Origin of the sequence: Paenibacillus sp. DCT19, from assembly GCF_003268635.1 — a bacterium.
Classification (GTDB): Bacteria; Bacillota; Bacilli; order Paenibacillales; family Paenibacillaceae; genus Paenibacillus.
In genome coordinates, this window is the sequence record NZ_CP029639.1 from 3,249,291 (window position 1) to 3,266,045 (window position 16,755).

A 16,755-nucleotide genomic window follows, 5' to 3' on the forward strand; every position below is an offset into this window, starting at 1 on the left:
TCTACAAGGTAGACACTTCGTCTCATCTTAATGATTGGATTGTTACAATTTAAAGCATACAATTAATTTTGTAAACATCATATAGCACTATTTATATAGCTGCTATTCAAAATATTTATATTATACTGGAGGAATTATTCATGGGCAAACTTCAAGATAAAGTAGCGGTCATTACAGGAGGAGCATCTGGAATTGGGGCAGCGACAGCACGTCTATTCGTGTCAGAGGGAGCCAAAGTGGTCTTGGTGGACTTGAATGAAGAAAAAGGGAAGGCGTTCGAGCAGGAGCTGAAAGCGCTTAAAGCTGATGCGCTCTTTATTAAAGCCAACATCACAAGTGAACAAGAGGTAGCTGAAATTTTCAAACAAACCGTTGAAGCTTATGGCCGAGTGGACATTGTCTTCAACAACGCAGGGATTGGACGTGTGCATCCGTCACATGAATTGGACTATGCTGAATGGCGCAATACGGTCAATGTTGATCTGGATGGCGTATTCTTGGTTGCTCGTGAATCCATTCGCGAGATGCTAAAAATTGGTGGAGGCACAATCGTAAACACGGCGTCCATGTACGGTTGGGTCGGTTCACCCGGTTCTGCAGCCTACAATGCTGCCAAAGGTGGCGTCGTGAATCTCACGCGTTCACTTGCACTGGAATATGCAGAGAAAAACATTCGCGTAAACGCACTATGCCCAGGATTTATTGATACACCAATTATTCCTGAAGAGAGCAAGCAGGCTCTTTCTGCAGCAACACCTATGAAACGTCTTGGTAAATCAGATGAAATGGCAAAAGCTGTTCTGTTCTTGGCAAGTGACGATTCTTCCTATATGACTGGTAACAGCCTGATCGTAGACGGTGGATACACTGCTCAATAAGAGCTATGGATGAATGAAAGTAGCTTAACATCGACATCCTAAAGGAGTAGTATCATTTCTCATTTCCTGAGGAGGAGATCTTTTATGGCTCGCCAGAAGAAAAGGCAGGAAGCTGCTTGGAAGTCACGAAAGCAAGAACAGCACCCTCATGGTAAAATCAGATCGCTCAAAGAAATATCAAGCGAATATGATGAGAAGCATACTACGCAATAATACGATGACTGTCGGCATCTTCTGCCGGCGGTCATTTTAACTTCATTAATGAAAAAGTCTACGGAATAGAGTTAAGCTCTGTCCTGTAGACTTTTTGCTACATATAACTATTATCAATATGGGAGGTGCTAGTTTAGAACCAGCGGCTAAGGTCTGGATAACCTGTTGTTGCCCATGCCCCATCTACAATAAGGCTTGAACCGGATACATATCCCGCATCCTCACTTGCCAGGAACAGCGCAGGTCCAGTCATTTCTTCCGGCTGTGCAGCACGTTTCATCGGGATTCGCTCCATATAAGCTTCGTTAATATCTGCATTCGAGAGCAGGTCGGCTGTTAATGGCGTATCAATTAAACCTGGAAGGATGGCGTTCACCCGAATACCATTACGTGCCATTTCGAGAGCACCGTTCTTGGTCAGCATTTCAACGCCAGCTTTGGCAGAAGCATATGCCGATCCGGCATACATAGGTACATGAGAGTTGAGGGAAGCTACATTTACAATAGCTCCGCCACCAAGTTTAGCCATCTCAAGAGCCTCGTGTTTCATGCTTAGAAAGACACCCTTCATGCACAAATCCACGGTGAAGTCCCAGTCTTTTTCTGAAAGTTCTGTAATTACACCTGCGCGGGAAGCACCTGCCACGTTGAATGCTAGATCGAGTTTACCGAATTGCTTCACAGCCGCACGAACCATTTCTTCTACATCACTTTCTACGGTTACATTCGCTTTCACTCCGACAAACCGTTCTCCTAGCTCACCCTGGATGGTTTCCAGACGTTCTGTATTCAGATCGGCGGCGAGAACCGAAGCTCCTTCCTCGACAAGTCTTCTTGCAATTGCATAACCGATACCAGATGCTGCACCTGTTACAAGCGCTACTTTTCCTGCAAATCGATTCTCATATGTGTTCATATGTTACACTCCTTCAGATGTAATAATTTAATTGTTTTCGCTTACATATATCTTCAATTCAAAGTATACTTAACTTCAAGGTTCATGTATATTTAAGAAAAATTTATTTAACTTAAATATAATTAATGTAATGAGAATAGAGGTCAACGATGAATTTAGAACAAATGATATATGTGCTCGAAGTTGAGAAGACAAAATCGATTACCGTCGCTGCCGAAAACTTGTCTGTCACGCAATCTACGATCAGTCAAGCCATTACTCGTATGGAGCATGAATTGGGCGTGAAGCTATTTAATCGATCTCGTAATGGAGCTTATCTGTTAGAACATGGCAAGTCAATTTTGGATAAGATGAGAACTGTTGTGGATACGGTGCAAATGATGAGGGAAGATGCACAGTATATTGGGGAATCGATTCATGGAGAATTGCGATTATCTGCGATACCGGGAGGTGTTCCTGGTATTATTCCTACCATTGCAAGTATGAAAAAGCGCTATCCCGATCTGAAATTTGAGTTATCCGAAAGTTCAGCTCGTAGCATTATCAAAGATGTCCGCAACAAAGAGATTGATCTCGGTTTGATCGCTTTATACAAAGATGATATGGAAAACCATTTGCTAGGACTGCATTTTGTCCCTATTGATGAAGGTGTGATGCACGCATGTGTGAATCACACGAATCGCCTAGCCGGCAAAAAGTCAATTACGATGCATGAGTTGAAACATGAGACCCTTGTCCTGTTTAATGATGAATTGGTAGATCAATTTGTAACACAGCTTTCGCAATTGGTAGGAGAGGTGGATGTCTTGTTTCGTACTAAAAACTCAGAAGTGGTCAATGCGGCTCTTGCTCAGTTGAATGCGGTTACGATCGGTCATGAATACTCCTTCACACACGATCGTAGTGTGCTGCATCATGACTTTACCATCCTCAAAATTGAAGGCATGCAACGTGTCATTTCTATTGGCTGGGTTATGCGTGAGAATAAATTAACCCATCGCCTCGTTAGACGTTTCCTTGATCGCTTCCAATACAAGAGATAACGATTATCAGAGGTGTTAAATGAATCCGGTGAATCATGAAAATGGAATGATTTTTAATATTTGCTGCTTGCGTATACAATTTTTATACGTCAATAAGCTAATTATGAAAGGATTAGATCAAGATTAATCATCAATTATTCAATTCAATCGAAGAAATCGAACCATGCTTGCAAGATCATTCCTTAGTTCTACTATATGTTTCACAAGAAGACTGTACGGTCTGTCACGCCATTCTCCCCAAATTAAAGACGTTGCTGACAGACTATCCTCACATACAATTAGTGCAAGTGGATGCACAGCAGGTACCGGAGGTAGCGGGGCAATTTTTAATTTTCTCCGTTCCAACATTAATTATGTTCTATGACCAAAAAGAGCTGTTCAGGGAAGGTAGATTCGTCCAGTTCGAGTCTCTTGAAAAACGTATAGATCAAATTTACAATGCTATAGAATTATAAAACTAGAGTGCCAAACGTCTTAGTACCTGAGAGTCTTATGCAAGAGCAGAGAGGAGTTACTCATAATAGATAGCCTCGTAAGGAAATGCTAACTTATTCAACCGGTATTCTTTGGGTGACATGGACATATATTGCCGAAAAACTTTGCCGAAATAGCTTGGGCTCTCAAAGCCGCATTGTTGACCGATTTGAGCAATCGGAAGTTCCGTTGTACGGAGTAGTCGGACGGCAACCTCAATTCGTCTATCCTTGAGATAAGCAAGCGGTGATGTTTTCTCCGACTTTTGAAATAATCTACATAAGTAATGTTTATTGATATCACAATGGCTAGCCAGTAGATCGAGCGTTAATGGCGTAGCATAATTTTCTCGAATGAACTTTTTGCATTTCTCGATTGTTGTTATTGAAAGGAGACCGATATCCCTCTCCGCATCCCGACTTGTCTGCACCAAGAGAAGCAACCACTGATAGACATGCATGGAGAGGCGATATTTGTCGGTCACTTTCTCTTGATGAATTAATTGAATGATCTGCCATAACTCTTGAATTAAAGGAGAGTCAGCGTTTCGCAGAATGACATACCCCTCATTATCATGAATCATATCCCATATTCGATTGGCTTCATCTCCACGAATGTTAATCCATATAAATTCCCAAGGTTCGTTGTTTTCTTGTTGATAGTAATAGCAATGTTCTCCGCTGATTTTAACAAGTAGTGCGTGCCCCTTAGGTAAAGGGATTGTCTGATTGTCAATATCCAAATAGCCTTGGCCATTAAGGTGTATTGAAAAACAACATGCCCCGGATCCGGTCTGTCATCACTTGGGCAACGATATTCTTCACTTGAGACGATCTGCCATCCAATGGAGTCCAGTGTCATGATTGATGTATCGTCATTACGAAAAGCATAAGAGACCGTATGATTCATAACTTCACCCCTACCTAAAAAAGTCAATTATGTTATATAATACGTCACATTTTTTAGATTGTCTGTCTTTTTTTAGACCTGTAAGATAAATGTAAGCGGTAACATACGAAAGGATGGTGACTGTAATTTAGTGTTCGTTTGACAACAAGTAAGGCAGATTTTAATTTTTGGATAAAGGAGGAGCTAATCCGATGAACCGAAGAACTGTTTCCATCCAGAAATCGATGTTTGTATCTTTTCTAGCATTCCTTATGGTAATTTCATTGGCTGTACCTCCCGCTCCGGCACGTGCAGAGACATCCGACATCAAGGCGGGTCGTCAGGGGGAATATCTGAACCGTGGTCTGGTTGCGGTACTCGTGGACAACGGTGTTTTCTTAAGCTGGAGGTATTTAAACAATGATCCTGATGAGATCGCTTTCAACATATATAAAAACGGAACGAAAGTTAACGCGTCGCCTATAAGCGACGTGACAAACTATGTAGACACAACGGGCTTTGACAGCTCACAATATCAGATTTCCACGATCATTGCGGGCAAGGAGCAGATGGAGCCAGAGGTTGTATCGGTCTGGCATAACGATTATCTACCGATTCCGCTTGATAAACCGGCTGACGGTCGAACCAAGGACGGTGGGACTTACTCCTACTATGCGGGTGACGCTTCTGTAGCGGACTTGGATGGTGATGGCGAATATGAGATCGTCTTTCTGTGGAGTCCAAGCAATTCCAAGGACAATTCGCAGGCAGGATACACTGGTAATGTGTATATCGATGCGATCAAACTAGACGGCACGAAGCTGTGGAGGATTGATCTTGGTGTCAACATCCGCGCCGGAGCGCATTATACGCAATTAATGGTATACGATCTGGATGGCGACGGTAAAGCCGAAGTTGTGGTAAAGACCGCAGACGGCACGAAAGACGGACAGGGTACGGTCATTGGCGACGGCACGAAAGATTACCGCAATGAAGGCGGATACATACTGACAGGTCCAGAATATCTCACGCTGTTCAACGGTGAGACCGGAGCTGCCGTATCATCCGTGGATTATGATCCTCCAAGAGGTAACGTCAGCGATTGGGGCGATGGCTACGGTAACCGTGTAGACCGTTTCCTTGGCGCCATTGCTTATCTGGACGGTACGAAGCCAAGTGTGGTAATGAGCCGGGGTATTATACGCGCACCGTGCTTGTTGCTTATGATTATGTTGGCGGAGAACTCGTCAAGCGCTGGCGGTTTGACACCAATGAGGCAGGATCGCAATATCAGGCACAAGGTAACCACAATCTAAGTGTGCTGGATGCTGACAATGATGGCAAGGACGAGATCATGTTTGGCGCTTTAGCGATCGACGATGATGGCAGCTTGATGTATAGCACCGGACTCGGTCATGGAGACGCTATGCACGCGGGCAAGCTCGATCCGAACCGTGAGGGTCATCAGGTCGTAAGTGTGCATGAGCATTCCAATGCTGCATACGGACTTGAGATGCGCGATGCTGCTACAGGTGAAATTCTCTGGGGAGAAAAAACAGGTTTTGACACAGGTCGTGGGATGTCTGCAGACATTGATCCGAACCATCCAGGATACGAATCATGGGCAACGACGATTACTAACGGACAAAGTGTGCCTGTAACGAGTACCTACTCGGCTGCCGGAGAGGCTATCTACACTGCGGAAGAAGGACCAAAAACCGCAAACTTCGCCATTTGGTGGGATGGAGATCTTCAGCGGGAGCTGTTTGACCATGAATGGGATAACAGTACTGCCAGAGGCATTCCGCTCATTTATAAATGGGATTATGAAAACAAAAAGCTTGATGAAATCTTCCGGGCGACCGGTACGTTAACAAACAACCATACCAAAGGAAATCCGGCGCTTCAGGCGGATATTCTAGGGGATTGGCGTGAGGAAATTCTGCTGCGGAGTGAAGATAGTTCAGAGTATCGTCTCTATACAACGACCATTCCTACAGACTATCGCATCCCTACACTGATGCAGGATCCTGTGTACCGACTGGGCGTAGCTTGGCAAAATGTTGCCTACAACCAGCCGCCGCATACTGGTTTTTATCTTGGAGCAGAGTCAACTTCATTCCCTAAAGCTGATCTGACACTGACTCGCGCAGCGGAAATGCTGGAGTCTGTATACCGTTTTGATTTCGGAACAGATACAGCATCTGGAAGTACAGTTGTTCAAGATACGCTTTACACACAAGAGACGGGATATGGGTTCACAGATACAAGCAATGTTAATGTAGGTGTTAACGAGGTTTCTGTTGCGGCAGGTACGACATTTGCCGTTGATCTGCCGAACGCTAACTATAAGGTGACACTACGATTGGGAAGCGATGCGAATGATTCGAACGTTGGGGTCAAGTCCGAATTTGTCCAGAAGCTCGCTGTAACCAATGTAAAAGCAGGAGAACCCCTGGAGTATTCTTATGATATTGCCTTAGTAGATGGGCAGCTTGATTTTCTCTTCACGGGTACAGCCATAGACATCCAAGACATCATTATTGAGAAATATCCGGAGAAAGAGGCTGGTACAGCAACGACGATCTATATGGCCGGTGACTCAACGATGCAATCTTACAGTGAAATGCAAGCTCCGCAAGAAGGATGGGGTCAACAGTTTGGACGTTACTTCTCTAATGGAGCAGTGATTGTAAACGATGCAATCGGTGGACGTAGCAGTAAATCGTTCATGGTAGATGGGCGTCTGGATACAATTCTGCAGCGCATTAAACCAGGGGACTTCTTCTTCATTTCCTTTGGTCATAATGACGCTAGTGCAGGTATACCAGATCGGTATGCATCACCAGAGGACTACAAAATCTACTTATCCCGTTATGTGAACGGTGCTAAACAGCGCGGAGCTACGCCTGTACTGCTCACTCCGGTTGGACGCAGAGATTTCAATACGTTAACGCAGGAGTTCAACGTCAGCTTCCCGGCCTATGTGCAAGCAGCCAAAGAGGTGGCGCAGGAACTGAATGTGCCGCTGATTGATCTCAGCAAGTTAAGCATTACGTACTACAACAAAATTGGAAATACAGCTACGGAAAAAGTATTCCTATATGCTAATCCAGGTGAATATCCGAAGTATCCGAATGGAATTAATGATAACACCCATTTCAGCAGTTATGGTGCACAGCGAATTGCTGGATTGGTTGCTGGTGCGGTCAAAGACATGGGGCTCAGCATTTCCTCCCTGGTTATTGACCCGGATATAACTGAACCCGAGCCTGAGCCGGAAATCCAGCTCTACGAAGAGGACTTTGAAGGCGCTGCAGCGGACTATCAGTATGCGATGGTGAATGCGACTGGTATTGCGGGAACCATGGCGGGAACAGTAGTTGAACAGTCAGGAAATAAGGTACTGTCGGTCACAGGTTCCGGATCGGGTCATCGGGCGAAAGTATTCCGTTTGTTCGATGCTGTAAACGGCGATAAAGTGGACGTAAACTTTGACTGGCAGTCTGGCAATGTGAGTGCCTATCCGTCAGAAGGCCACCTCACGGTTCAGGATTCGAATGAAAATGCCCTGTTCACACTGTTTACGAAAACCGGAAGCACGAAAATTCATTATTTTGTCGGTGCATACAACCCTGACTACGGCACAGGGGATTCAGCTATACCTGAAGGGGAACGGCTACAGAGATCTCCAAGAACCAATGGGTTAACGTGGATGCATCCGTTAATTTTGCAGAGAAAACATTGGATCTGACATTAACGAATCAGGCGGATCCGACTATTACACAGACGATCCAAGATATTCCTATGAGTTCCATCGCATACGCAGATAACGTCAGAGCGATTCGTTTCCTGGGTACGAGAAAAGGCGGTGGAGGTACGCTGAACTGGACTACTCAAATTGATAATGTGCGAATTGAAGGAACTCAGCTTGCTTCAGAGGGCGGCGATCAGACAGCCTTGGTTGATCTGTACGATGAAGTTAAGGCGCTTGATCTGTCAGCATATACAGAAGAATCACAAGCCGTGGTCAATCGGGCATTGGCAGCTGCGGAAGCTATCTTTAATACAGAAGCAACGCAGGCTGAAATTGACCATACGTTTAACATGTTAACGGTCGCGAAGGAGTCTTTGACGAGTGAACCGGCCGAAGAGATCAACACGTACAAATTTGATTTTGGTTCTGGCAGTGCTGCCGAAGGATACATCAAGGTAGATGCCAAAAGAGCGTACATTGAGGGCAATAAGTATGGTTTTGCCGATACTGCTTTGACGAAAGATGAGAACCGGGAGACCGGGGATGCGCTCAAGGAGGATTTTACTCGAGTAAACGGCACTTCTTTCCTAGTGGAAATGGAGCCAGCTAATTACCGTGTAACGATGACCATAGGAGATGCAGAAGAATCAACCAGCGCGAATGTCGTTGTAGAGCAGATGACCAAACTGCCGCTCACAACGATTGCTAAGGGCGAGTTCAAAGAAGTAACCTATGATATTGCGCTCATCGATGGAATCTTTAACTTCAACTTCACTGGAAATGCACCGAAAATCAATGCGTTGACGCTGGAGCGTCTACCGGATAACAATGCAAGCGATAAGCCTATTGTCTATCTGGCTAGTGATTCCACTGTAGCCAATTACGCAGAGAACTATCGTCCGCAGGCAGGATGGGGCGAGACGCTGGGTCAATATTTTGATCAGAATGAAGTCAGCATTGATAACCGTGCAGTTGGGGATTGAGTAGCAAAACCTTCCTGGTCGGTGGATACCTTAACGATATTTTGCTCGACATCAATGAAGGCGATTATCTATTCATGCAGTGGTCTCATAATGATTCCACACCGTCCCGTCCAGAGCGTTATCTAACGCCAGAGCAGTTTAAAGTGTATTTGAAAGAATACATCAACGGTGCTCTGCAAAGAGGGGCGATTCCGGTTCTGGTCACGCCAGTCAACCGTCGTGATTTTACTGGAGAGGTGCTGAACAAGAGCTTTCCGGAATACGTTCAGGCGATGAAGGAAACGGCACAGGAGACGGAAACGCTCATTATTGATCTGAACCAAGCTAGCTGGGAGTATTTCCAAGAGCTTGGCACAGAAGGAACGAAATCGATATTTATGTGGGTAGGCACAACGGAAGACAATACACATTTGCAGATGAATGGAGCAATCAAAGTATCTGAACTTGTGGCAGGTCTTGTGAAAGAATTGAATATTCCGCTGTCAGCTCACGTTAAATTGGAAGGAGAGAATCCAGATCAGGAAGCTCCGCATACCACGGTAACCGTGGAAGGGGAAGAACATGACGGGTGGTACACTTCTCCAGTACAAGTAACCTTTACAGCAAGTGACGAAGACTCCGAGGTTGAAGGGACTTATTATCAAATCAATGGTGGCGAAACGGTGAGTGGCACACAGTTGACTCTAACTGAGGAAGGTACACACACGATCACTTACTGGAGCGTCGATGTGGATGGTAACAAGGAAAGTGAGCAGACTTTGACCATATCCATCGATCTCGTTCCACCAACCATCGAAATTCATGGTCAAACGGAGTACACGATTGATCAGCACGTGGAAATTGGCTATACAGCCTCGGATGCGGTATCCGGTGTTGCAGAGCCAGAGGGTATACTTCTGGACACTCCAGCTTATACATTGGAACCCGGCCTGAATCAGGTCACAGCAACAATCTCCGACATAGCTGGTTGGGAACAGACAGTAGAATATAGCTTTGCGGTGATAGCTACATTCGACAGCTTGATTAATCTGACCAACTCCTTTGCTGACGAATCAAGCGATCCAAATGCAAGCGTTCTTGCTGATCAGCTTGTGAACACATTGCAACAAGCGCAACAGGCTGCGAATGATCGTGAAGGAGCAAAAGCACGTCAACTGCTCGCATCCTATGGCAGTGACGTTCAAGGAGCTAGAGGAACCGTATTTACGGATGAGCAGGCCAATGTACTGCTTAAATGGGAGGAATGGCTCCATCAAGCAACACCACTAGCGAACGGGGCTCCAGGGACACCGGTGCTGTCGGACAATAACGGATACGACACTGGACTGAAAGATGGAGATTATACTGTCACGATGAATTTGTGGTGGGGCAATAACGGCAACCAGTTCAAACTGTATGAGAATGGTGAGTTGATTAAAGAGGTTTCTCTGGTTGATCAATCGCCATCCGCTCAGTCTGTAAAAGTTGATATTACTGGAAAGAAAAATGGTACCTATATTTATACCGGGGAATTAATCAATGCACTAGGTACGACCATGAGTGTTCCATTGACCGTCATCGTTACAGATGCAACCCCAGGGCAAGCTGTACTGTCGAACGACAACTGGGATGGTGATGGTAACTATAACGTCACGATGAACCTGTGGTGGGGAACAAATGCTACTGAATATGAGCTATATGAGAATGGAGTTCTGATCGATACACAATCGCTACAAACGAATACACCTAATGCACAGTCTGCGGTTACCGCCATCTCTGGAAGATCACCAGGAAGCTATGAGTATGAAGCTGTACTTCGTAATTCTTCCGGGGCAACCAGATCATATCCATTACAAGTGACGGTACGATAGTAAACTGTAACGTTTGAAGTATTCCATTAATATGTGGTAATTAAAGCTACAACTAGAGTACAATATTATTAGAAACAAAAAGGTGCTATTTCTCATAAATTTGAGGAATAGCACCTTTTTATATGCGCTCCGTGTAAGAGCGTTTGACTGATTTTAATATTCATCTGCAAGCATGAAAGGAAATTGACCTATGGAGAAATTGTCATCCATACGTGCTTAGTTATTATTTATTGAGGACATCCGCGTATTCAGAGATACGATCAAATCGTCCTTTGGCAAACGGGCATAAGGGTAAAATCTTAATACCGTTTTCACGTGCGTACTCCACCATCGCTTTGAGCAGTTTATCGCCAAGACCTTGTCCTCGATAAGCATTTTCAACTAAAGTATGATCAATAATGTAGAGTTCCGGACTTGAGATCACATACGTCATTACTGCGGCTATGTCGCCGTTATCTTGAATAAGAAATCTTTTATTAGCTGGTTCATGTTCTACGTTATGCATGTTCATCCTCTTTCCTTGTTGAATATTTACCGTCCAGAAGTTTATACGTCAATGCTCCGCTTGGACAAGTGTCAATATGCCGGGCAATGCCCTCCGAAGTGTCCGCATCTGGATCAATCCAAGGACGTTTACTTAAATTAAAAACCCCAGGCAGACCTTTTACGCAAATGCCGGAATGAATACAGACATCCGAATTAAACATGACCTCGATGTCTTTACCGTAGTATACTTTCTCCTTAGTCATAGTTCCTTCACATCTTTCACTTTAAAGTTTGTTTACAGATCTAGATTCATTCTTTAATTGAGAGCCGTCAGAATTCTTTCCAATAGGTATTCATGGCAAGCCGTGTCTGTCAGTCTCTCGATGTCCGAATTATAATGAGGAATCCTAGATAAGTCAACGTGACGAATCTTCTTATACATTGGTGCAAGCTGTCCTTTAAAAGAGAACAATTGGCTTGGCAAGCATATCGAAGGACAAGAACTTGTACTGATTGCCGAAATAAACAAAGAATCCAGCGCAAGTAGCTATTGAGGCTTTAACTGTGACTGAGTAAATTATTATTAGTAGTAAGTTATCGTATTCTTCATCGCAGTGTACTACTTTCGTATGACTACAAGCTCCTATAATTCTCTCTACAATGTTTAGATGTCGTAGAATTATAGGAGCTTTTTTTGTGTGAAGACAATGAGGATACTTTTATCTGAAATGCAACGAAATGAATACAAGGAGCGATCATGAGTGAAACAAACGGTTACGAATAAAGTAACAGGTGAACAAATTACGTTTATAGAGACGGCAAAGGATACGAACGGTGAATATTTATTAATTGAAGTCGCACTACCGCCACGTGGCAAAGGTCCACCCCTACATATTCATGATCACTTCGAAGAGGAATTTGAAGTGATCGCTGGTACGCTCACAGTTACCTTGGGTAAGACAAAGCACTTGTTAGAGACTGGAGAAGGTTGTATTGCCCCGCTCAGAACACCACACACATTTACAAACGAGCACGATACTCCTGTTATATTTCGCGTTCGATTAACTCCACCAAGCAAGTTCGAGCAATCCGTTCGCATTCATTACGGGCTTATGAACGATGGATTAACCGATGAGAAGGGCAATCCCAAATCTCTCGCCCATACCGCTTTAATATTAACATTACAGAACACACTGATCGTTGGTATTCCACTCTGGCTGCAACGTTGTCTCTTTGGACTAATCATCAAGCGTGCTCGTAAAAAAGGCATTTATGCTGTGCTAGAAAAGTATACGGGACAGGAATTCTGATGAACGATGAGAAGGATAACTGGAAAAGTTAAAAATAGGCAAGGGGGAAGATCGTAAACATGCGTCAACATTGGATAATCAATAAAAAACGATGGTTAATTTCATTAGTCGTCATAATGCTATTCGTCAATACGTATTCCGCAGCTGGGGCATACGAGGAAAGTGAAGTCAGCTCGGTGATGGCTCAAAATCCTATTTTGTTTAAAACACCTGTTGCTCTAGCCATAAATGATCAAGGCATGATCCACGTTGCTGACTATGGTAAAAATCGAATCGTAGTATTAGATCCTGTTGGGAGATATATTGCGGAGTGGGGCGGGATGGGAAGCGGCAATGGACAATTTAATTACCCTAGTGGGATCGCCTTCGATTCACACAGCAATATATATGTTGTGGATAGAGAGAACCACCGAATCCAGAAATTTGACGCGAATGGCAACTATCTGGCGCAATGGGGAAGTCTGGGCAGTGGAGATGGGCAATTTCGAAATCCTTCAGGAATTGCAATCGCTTCTAACGATATCCTGTATGTGGGCGATCGTGATAACCAAAGAATCCAACGATTTGACACCAACGGAAACTTTCTAGGCCAATGGGGAGTCAGGGCAATGGAGACGGGCAGTTTAACCGCCCCTACGGGATAGCGATTGATGGAAGGGGTCACGTCTATGTAACGGATTCCGAATTGCATCGGATCCAAGAATTTGATGCTAATGGCATATTCTTGAACAAATGGGGAAGTCAAGGGTCTGATGATGGACAGTTTCGATTTCCTTTTGATATTACGGTCGATAACAGAAACGGTCATATCTACGTCCCCGATGCTCAAAACAATCGAATCCAAAAGTTTGATCTGGATGGAAATTTTATAAGTCAATGGGGCAGCGCGGGGAGTGGAGATGGACAATTCAGTTTTCCAAACGGTGTAGCGCTTGATCGAAACGGTGACGTCTATGTATCCGAAGCTACCAATCATCAAGTCCAAAAATTCAATGCGAATGGAAATTTCCTCAATAGGTGGTCTGGCACAATTACAGTTCCCGAAGCACTTAAAGTTCAGCTGGATGCACAAGGCGGAACGGTGCATCCAGCTGAACAAGTCAAGCAATATCATGCGACGTATGGCGAAGGTTCGGATGGCGTGACCGTAGATCATTTGCCTAAGCCGGAGCGAGAAGGTTATACATTTGAAGGGTGGTTTACTGAAGCCGATGGAGCAGGACTTGAAGTAACCAATACCTCTCGTGTCACCAGTTTAGAAGATCATACGCTTTACGCCAAGTGGACGTTGAATTACCCGTCCATTCCAGTCATTCGTTCCGTTGAAGCAGGTGACTCTTCCGTCACGCTTAAATGGAAAGCCATTCCCAACGCAGACGGGTATAACCTTTACCAAAGGACAGAGACTGGCTCGTATGGAGCTCCCATTATAATAACTGATCGGTCTGTACTTCATTACACATATGAAAAGCTTACAAACGGCACACGTACTTTTTTCAAAATAGAAGCGTTCAATCGTAGGGGGCAAGCGGGGCTTCATTAGAAGTCAATGCTGTGCCGAGTGCGGTTCCGACCATCACTTCTGTGATTGTGCCGGCGAACGGCAACTATACAGCTGGTGATACGCTCAACTTTAGGATCAATTTCAACGAACCCGTGACGGTATATGGCTTTTCGTCGCTGGGACTTAACATTGGTGGCATTATACGGCAAGCAAATTATGTAGGCAGCAGTGGTTCCTCTACCTTAAACTTTAACTATACGGTTCAAAATGGGGATTCGGACTCCAACGGAATTAGCATCGTCGCTTTTGCGCTTAACGGAGGAACTGTGCGGAGCAATGCCGGAGTCAATGCGTCCTTATCTCTAACAGGGGCTGTGATTCCATCCACTGCCGGCATCATCGTTAATGGGCATAATCAATATACACTGCGCTATGATGGCAACGGAAACACGGGGGGCAGTGTCACGTCAGACGTATACTCACATGTTAGTGGAGAGACAGTACGTGTAGTGGGCAATAGCGGCGTATTGACAAAGGACGGCTTTACGTTTGCGGGCTGGAACAACAGTGCGTCTGGAACTGGCAAAGATTATGCGGAAGGTTCAACGTTTGTGATGGGTGCAAACCATATGACGTTATATGCAAAGTGGAATGCGATTACCCCCATTATCAACAATGATGCTAAGCTGACTCATCTGTCTATATCGGGTACAGCGTTGACGCCGGGTTCAGTTCGGGTATGACCACCTATACCACGAATGTCGGTTCGAGTATAAAAAGTGTTGATGTTACAGCGGCACCTTCCGATCCTAATGCAACGGTGGTTATAAACGGTCAAGCCATAGTTAGTGGCAGTCCATCTCAACCGATCTCGCTCTATGCCGGTAATAATCGAGTCGACATTATTGTTACCGCTGCTGACGGAGTAACGACGCTCACTTACTCGATCCAGGTGAGACGAGCATCCGACTCGATTGATAATCCTGTAGTTAACCATCCTATAGTCAACAACCCGATACCCTCGAAATCTAACGTTCAAACGATCCAAGTCCCTATAGAGAGTGAGGGTGGAGACGTTTTGTTGTCAGTGACGATTACCCGTACGACGGATTCATTGGGCAAAAAGAAGGATGATATCATCATGACTGCACAGCAATCGCAACAACTTAGAACTGCATTGGAGGGAAAAAACGTCTCTGTAGCAAGGCTGGTTCTGCCGAATGACAAGGATGAAGTATCCGAATGGACGATGAGTCTGCAGAAGGGGGCAGTTGCACTGCTTGCCAACATGGGCATTGATCTTGAGGTTGTCACAACGAAAGGATCTATTCATCTATCAAAGTATACCTTGGCTAAGCTCAGTGGTGATACCACATTTGAGATTGTCCCGCTCCATTCGGAGAGTGAACGCTCTGCGCTTCAGCAGCTGGTTGAAACAAATCCATCCGTGCTTGAACGCATAGGAACTTCCTCGATTTCGGTTGTCGATCCTCCCGTCAGTATTAAGACGAATGTGTCGAGTCTGCAATCGGAGATTACTCTCCCTCTGAGTGATCTGAACATTAGCGAGGCTGAGGCGGAAAATCTGGCCGTCTTTATCAAGCATAGTGATGGTACGGTTGAGCTACTGAGAGGAGAAGTTGTGATTTACGACAAGTCTGGTCAAAAGGGGATTCGTTTTGCGATCGATCGTTTCAGCACATTCGTCATCGTTCGCTCAGAGGCACTGATCATCAAGCATCATGACGCTTACATTACAGGCTATGAAGACGGTACGTTCCGGCCTAATACGCCGATAACGCGTGCTGAAATGGCGGTGTTGCTCTCCCGAATTTTCGACGATCGTAGTATGAATGAACCATCTAGTCTCGGCTTTAACGATGTTGACACGTCTTATTGGGCAAAGGATGCGATTACCCTCGTATCGGCTAATGGCTGGATGATCGGGCAATTCAGCGGAAGCTTCCTGCCTGGCAAGACGATTACGCGTGCCGAGATGGCAGCCATTGTAGCAAGATTCATTGAACATTCCGAAGTGAATGAGATAACCTTCACGGATGTGAGAGGACATTGGGCCAAAGCTGCGATCGCTAAGGTTCAAGTCTCAGGTATGATGAATGGTTACGCCAGCGGCAAGTTTCGTCCTAATTCACCTTTAACACGAGCAGAGGCTGTTGTTATTCTGAATAAGCTGCTAGGTCGCGAGCCAATTGAGGGAAGTACCATGAAGTGGAACGACGTTGCCGAAGGGTTCTGGGCGTATGACGATATTCATGCGGCTTCCAACGTCTATGTAGAGGATGTACTTGCAACGCAATAGTAGTTAATAGAGGGCACCTAATCAGGTGCCCTCTATTTTTTTATTCTATATACGATGATGTAATCATATAAAATAGACAGCTTATCCCCCTCTGCACATACGTTTAGAGGAGAGCTGCGGCTTATATTTATTG

At 44.9% G+C, this 16,755-nt stretch carries 13 protein-coding genes and 1 pseudogene; 10 read left to right on the forward strand and 4 right to left on the reverse strand.

All coding sequences use genetic code 11. The features are described from left to right. Window positions 1-140 precede the first annotated feature (140 nt). Together DMB88_RS14810 and DMB88_RS31175 are read left to right on the forward strand one after the other, a co-directional pair. Window positions 141-878: an SDR family NAD(P)-dependent oxidoreductase gene (locus tag DMB88_RS14810; protein ID WP_128101963.1), complete on the forward strand. Its 738-nt coding sequence runs from the start codon at window positions 141-143 to the stop codon at window positions 876-878. Window positions 879-962: 84 nt separating this feature from the next. After that, window positions 963-1,091, forward strand: a complete 129-nt coding sequence (locus tag DMB88_RS31175) for a DUF6254 family protein (RefSeq protein ID WP_222124443.1) — start codon at window positions 963-965, stop codon at window positions 1,089-1,091. 133 nt (window positions 1,092-1,224) lie between these two features. Here DMB88_RS31175 and DMB88_RS14815 read toward each other — a convergent pair whose 3' ends face one another. After that, complete coding sequence (locus DMB88_RS14815; protein ID WP_128101964.1) at window positions 1,225-2,007, reverse strand: SDR family NAD(P)-dependent oxidoreductase; 783 nt, start codon at window positions 2,005-2,007, stop codon at window positions 1,225-1,227. A 149-nt stretch (window positions 2,008-2,156) separates the two neighbouring features. On the opposite strand from DMB88_RS14815, the gene DMB88_RS14820 reads away from it, so the two are divergent. Both DMB88_RS14820 and DMB88_RS14825 read left to right on the forward strand, forming a co-directional pair. Further along, window positions 2,157-3,050, forward strand: a complete 894-nt coding sequence (locus tag DMB88_RS14820; RefSeq protein ID WP_128101965.1) for a LysR family transcriptional regulator — start codon at window positions 2,157-2,159, stop codon at window positions 3,048-3,050. A gap of 167 nt (window positions 3,051-3,217) precedes the next feature. Further along, on the forward strand, window positions 3,218-3,505 hold the full coding sequence (locus tag DMB88_RS14825; RefSeq protein ID WP_285858549.1) for a thioredoxin family protein: 288 nt from the start codon (window positions 3,218-3,220) through the stop codon (window positions 3,503-3,505). A 56-nt stretch (window positions 3,506-3,561) separates the two neighbouring features. Here DMB88_RS14825 and DMB88_RS14830 read toward each other — a convergent pair whose 3' ends face one another. Beyond that, a complete protein-coding gene (locus DMB88_RS14830) occupies window positions 3,562-4,266 on the reverse strand; it encodes an AraC family transcriptional regulator (protein WP_254438589.1) in 705 nt (234 codons plus the stop codon). A 418-nt stretch (window positions 4,267-4,684) separates the two neighbouring features. Between DMB88_RS14830 and DMB88_RS32025 the strand changes: the two are divergent. After that, window positions 4,685-11,002 (forward strand): annotated as a pseudogene (locus DMB88_RS32025) (GDSL-type esterase/lipase family protein). Window positions 11,003-11,225: 223 nt separating this feature from the next. Here DMB88_RS32025 and DMB88_RS14840 read toward each other — a convergent pair. Together DMB88_RS14840 and DMB88_RS14845 are read right to left on the reverse strand one after the other, a co-directional pair. Beyond that, the gene (locus tag DMB88_RS14840; RefSeq protein ID WP_128101966.1) at window positions 11,226-11,507 is read right to left on the reverse strand and encodes a GNAT family N-acetyltransferase; all 282 of its coding nucleotides are present in this window, start codon (window positions 11,505-11,507) and stop codon (window positions 11,226-11,228) included. Continuing rightward, a complete protein-coding gene (locus DMB88_RS14845) occupies window positions 11,500-11,751 on the reverse strand; it encodes a (4Fe-4S)-binding protein (RefSeq protein WP_128101967.1) in 252 nt (83 codons plus the stop codon). The genes DMB88_RS14840 and DMB88_RS14845 overlap by 8 nt, the downstream gene beginning before the upstream one ends. Before the next feature lie 498 nt (window positions 11,752-12,249). Here DMB88_RS14845 and DMB88_RS14850 point away from each other — a divergent pair, with 498 nt between their 5' ends. From DMB88_RS14850 to DMB88_RS14870, 5 genes are read left to right on the forward strand one after another with little or no spacing between them, the layout of a single operon-like run. After that, a complete protein-coding gene (locus tag DMB88_RS14850) occupies window positions 12,250-12,798 on the forward strand; it encodes a cupin domain-containing protein (protein WP_128101968.1) in 549 nt (182 codons plus the stop codon). Between the two features lie 59 nt (window positions 12,799-12,857). Beyond that, window positions 12,858-13,442, forward strand: a complete 585-nt coding sequence (locus DMB88_RS14855) for a 6-bladed beta-propeller (RefSeq protein ID WP_128101969.1) — start codon at window positions 12,858-12,860, stop codon at window positions 13,440-13,442. Then, window positions 13,391-14,341, forward strand: a complete 951-nt coding sequence (locus DMB88_RS14860; RefSeq protein WP_128101970.1) for an InlB B-repeat-containing protein — start codon at window positions 13,391-13,393, stop codon at window positions 14,339-14,341. Before DMB88_RS14855 ends, DMB88_RS14860 begins: the two co-directional genes overlap by 52 nt. Window positions 14,342-14,352: 11 nt before the next feature. Then, window positions 14,353-15,045, forward strand: a complete 693-nt coding sequence (locus DMB88_RS14865) for an InlB B-repeat-containing protein (RefSeq protein ID WP_128101971.1) — start codon at window positions 14,353-14,355, stop codon at window positions 15,043-15,045. Then, window positions 15,042-16,622, forward strand: coding sequence for an S-layer homology domain-containing protein (locus DMB88_RS14870; protein ID WP_128101972.1), 1,581 nt, complete (start codon window positions 15,042-15,044; stop codon window positions 16,620-16,622). The genes DMB88_RS14865 and DMB88_RS14870 overlap by 4 nt, the downstream gene beginning before the upstream one ends. Window positions 16,623-16,755 lie beyond the last annotated feature (133 nt).

What these genes read in the sequence shown, in the direction of transcription:
- DMB88_RS14810 (WP_128101963.1), top strand. Translation starts at nt 141, where the DNA reads ATGGGCAAACTTCAAGATAAAGTAGCGGTCATTACAGGAGGAGCATCT.
- DMB88_RS31175 (WP_222124443.1), top strand. Translation starts at nt 963, where the DNA reads ATGGCTCGCCAGAAGAAAAGGCAGGAAGCTGCTTGGAAGTCACGAAAG.
- DMB88_RS14815 (WP_128101964.1), bottom strand. Translation starts at nt 2,007, where the DNA reads ATGAACACATATGAGAATCGATTTGCAGGAAAAGTAGCGCTTGTAACA.
- DMB88_RS14820 (WP_128101965.1), top strand. Translation starts at nt 2,157, where the DNA reads ATGAATTTAGAACAAATGATATATGTGCTCGAAGTTGAGAAGACAAAA.
- DMB88_RS14840 (WP_128101966.1), bottom strand. Translation starts at nt 11,507, where the DNA reads ATGCATAACGTAGAACATGAACCAGCTAATAAAAGATTTCTTATTCAA.
- DMB88_RS14845 (WP_128101967.1), bottom strand. Translation starts at nt 11,751, where the DNA reads ATGACTAAGGAGAAAGTATACTACGGTAAAGACATCGAGGTCATGTTT.
- DMB88_RS14855 (WP_128101969.1), top strand. Translation starts at nt 12,858, where the DNA reads ATGCGTCAACATTGGATAATCAATAAAAAACGATGGTTAATTTCATTA.
- DMB88_RS14860 (WP_128101970.1), top strand. Translation starts at nt 13,391, where the DNA reads ATGGGGAGTCAGGGCAATGGAGACGGGCAGTTTAACCGCCCCTACGGG.
- DMB88_RS14870 (WP_128101972.1), top strand. Translation starts at nt 15,042, where the DNA reads ATGACCACCTATACCACGAATGTCGGTTCGAGTATAAAAAGTGTTGAT.